The sequence below is a fragment of the Shewanella sp. 11B5 genome (genome assembly GCF_002836795.1).
In the GTDB taxonomy this organism is placed as follows: domain Bacteria; phylum Pseudomonadota; class Gammaproteobacteria; order Enterobacterales; family Shewanellaceae; genus Shewanella; species Shewanella frigidimarina.
Window position 1 is genome coordinate 1 of the sequence record NZ_PJAP01000965.1, and the last position, 2902, is coordinate 2902.

Annotated in this window: 3 protein-coding genes; all 3 read right to left on the reverse strand. The window is 41.1% G+C overall.

Annotated elements, in window-relative coordinates:
- Positions 1–1466, reverse strand: a 1466-nt coding sequence (locus CXF78_RS18895) for a sigma-54-dependent Fis family transcriptional regulator (protein WP_102037619.1), incomplete at its 3' end; no start/stop codon positions are given.
- Positions 1467–1663: 197 nt separating this feature from the next.
- The gene (locus tag CXF78_RS18900) at positions 1664–1921 is read right to left on the reverse strand and encodes a cytochrome c3 family protein (RefSeq protein WP_165871062.1); all 258 of its coding nucleotides are present in this window, start codon (positions 1919–1921) and stop codon (positions 1664–1666) included.
- A 137-nt stretch (positions 1922–2058) separates the two neighbouring features.
- The coding region (locus CXF78_RS18905; RefSeq protein ID WP_219622099.1) for a DcaP family trimeric outer membrane transporter at positions 2059–2902 on the reverse strand (844 nt) is incomplete at its 5' end.

Genomic DNA, 2902 nt, shown 5'->3' on the forward strand with positions numbered 1-2902 from the left:
GTGATATTTTGATGAAATTCTTCTGGTAAGTCTTCAGGCATAATCTGTGGCCCAGGACTTAACACTACCGCCCGTTCAATCGTATTGGCGAGTTGACGAATATTGCCTGGCCAGTCGTAGTTGAGTAATAAATCTGCTGTTTTGTAGTTAAAACCAGTGATTTTTCTACCCAGTTTTTCATTGAAATCGGACAGAAAACAGCGCGCTAAGGGTAAAATATCTTCTCCTCGATTCCTTAGTGGAGGGATTTTGAGTTCGATAACATTGAGTCGGTAGTAAAGGTCTTGACGGAAATCACCTGCTTCAACCGCTGCTTCTAAATCTTTATTGGTTGCCGATATGATTCGAACATCGACATCTTTGATATTATTGTCACCTACTCGGCGAATTTGTTTTTCTTGAATCACTCGCAGTAGTTTAGTTTGCATTGAGGGAGAAAGTTCGCCGACTTCATCGAGGAATAGTGTTCCACCGTTGGCACTTTCGATCAATCCCATTTTGTTATTTTCAGCCCCTGTAAACGCGCCTTTTACATGGCCAAATAGTTCACTGTCTAATAGAGATTCAGTTAGTGCACCGCAGTTTATCGCCAGTAACGGTTTATTATTTCTATCGGAGAGGCGATGAATAAAATCAACTAATTTCTCTTTGCCGACACCACTTTCGCCAGTGACAAAAATAGATGTGGGTACTTTGGCGACGTTAATGGCCATTTCAATGAGTTTTTTCATCGGATAACTATTGATAATGGGATAGCCACTTTGGACATAATCATTTGGAGAGTCTAGATCAATATTAGAATGAACATTTCGTGGGAAATATTCTTCTATTTTTAATATTTCTTGTACTTCGGTTTTAATATTTTCTATGTTGATACCATTATAATAATGGAGTGAAAGAGTGTCTTTTTCAGTCCATTTTTCGGCATAATTTCCGATAAGGTGACAGTGGCAATCACCTTTAGCTTGGCATTCTGACTCAATGAAATAGACCGTACGTTGCTGAACGTGAGAAACATAGCCACTCGCGAATCCAACTTGTTCCCAACAAACTACATCTTGAGATTGGCCACTTAAACGTAGTTGCTGTTCTGCTTCATAGGAACCGATAAAGTAAGTTTCAACCAGTGGTGCGCCTGACAGGCCATCGGTGCGCTGACTCGTAAGCACCTCGCCAAAGCCAAACATAGAACAAACCATTGGGCCTAGTTTCCCCTGTCTTGCTTCTGACCATACTTCAGGCATTTTACGTTTTATTTGTTCCGCTAATAACCATCCTCTAATGAAACCTGAACGAGTAATTATTGTGCGAGTGACGTTAGAATCGACGGTGCTGAGTAACTCTTTTCTGAGTATTCCATGGGACACCATATCGGTGAGGTAAGTTCTCTGACCAAGAAAGCTCATCGTGCCGCCACGAGGTTTAAATGCTAGGAGTTCACGAAGATCTAATTGTGATGTTTTCATCTACATCCATCTATTTAACTGTTGTAGGGAGCGTAACATCACTAATGTTGCATTTCAGTGAGGATCTTCTTACTTATATGATTTAAAAAAGTATCTTAATTGTTACTGACTAAAAGAGGGGAGACGCCTTAAATATGTCTAAGGCGTTATTTGTAGTGACTTGTTTATAATTAAAAAATTATGGACATGTTAATTATTTAAGGTACGTTAAATTCAAACTCATGGCAGTTATTACAAAAGTTTTCTGACGTTTCATGTTCTGCATGACAGTTCTCACACTCAAGTTCTACGCCGTAATGAGGTGAGTCATGTTTGTCGGGGGCACCATGATAGTCTTGTTTTTTTTGCGGTAATTCGTGACACGTTAAACACTGTTCCATTGGTGCTGCTTCAAAAGGTTTGCTGATGTGACAATCTGCACAGTTCAATCCCGCATTTTTGTGGTGGGATTTCATTGTTTTAGCGCTTGCATAGTGTGTAAAAAAAAGCGTGAGTACAGTAAGTAACGTTAATATCAGTTTTTTGTCCATAATGGTCATCCAGTCAGAGAACACGCAGCGGTTTTTGCTGTCACCGCTGCAATATTGGTTTGTTAGAAGGTATATTTCACATAAGTTTGAAAGCGTGTCATATCACCTTCTTTATCGGCCATGTTTTCGACATCACCCATGGTGACGCCTACTGCCCATTCAATATCCGGTGTAATATTCCAAAATAGATTGGTATGCCAAGAGAAGGCTGTTTTATTGGCATATTCAGTAAGAATACCGTCTTCAAGGCCTTTCTCGTCTTGTTCTGAATAACCTGCACCAATGGCTAATCGTATATTTTGTTGAAGCGCAAAAACGACTCCGCCAGTAATGCTGCTGTATTCTAAGGTATCTGTTTCCCCATCAGCATTGATACCGGCACCGGCATTAAAACCTAGACCAGCATAGCGACCAATACCATCACCGTACATTAAGCCGAGAACGGCCTTATGACCGTCTCCAAATTTAAGGCTAGTGTTTAATGCTAGGCCATAACCAAAAGCATCATCACCTTCTAGTTCAAATCGACGGATCACGACTCTTGGTGAAAAAGTAACTCTACTATTAGCGTAAAAGTACTTGGCAATAATATCTGGCATGACATCTTCACTTGAACCGTTATTCACTAGGGTATAAGGGCCTGCGGCTGTTAGTCCAAGCGTTGGGTTTTCAAGACTGATTGAAGTGTATTGACCTTTACCTATATTGTATTGGTAGCGAACTTGAGGCTGGCGGACAAACGTGGTTCCAGGATCGGTGGCGAAATCCATCGATGGCATGATGCCTGCAAAATCCATGAAGTTAGACCATGTTTGCCCCGCTAGAACCACGTGTTTACCCATGGTCATCTCACCATATGCATGGCGGATCCTGAAGCCGTTACTATTAGACCAAGTTGGGCCATCA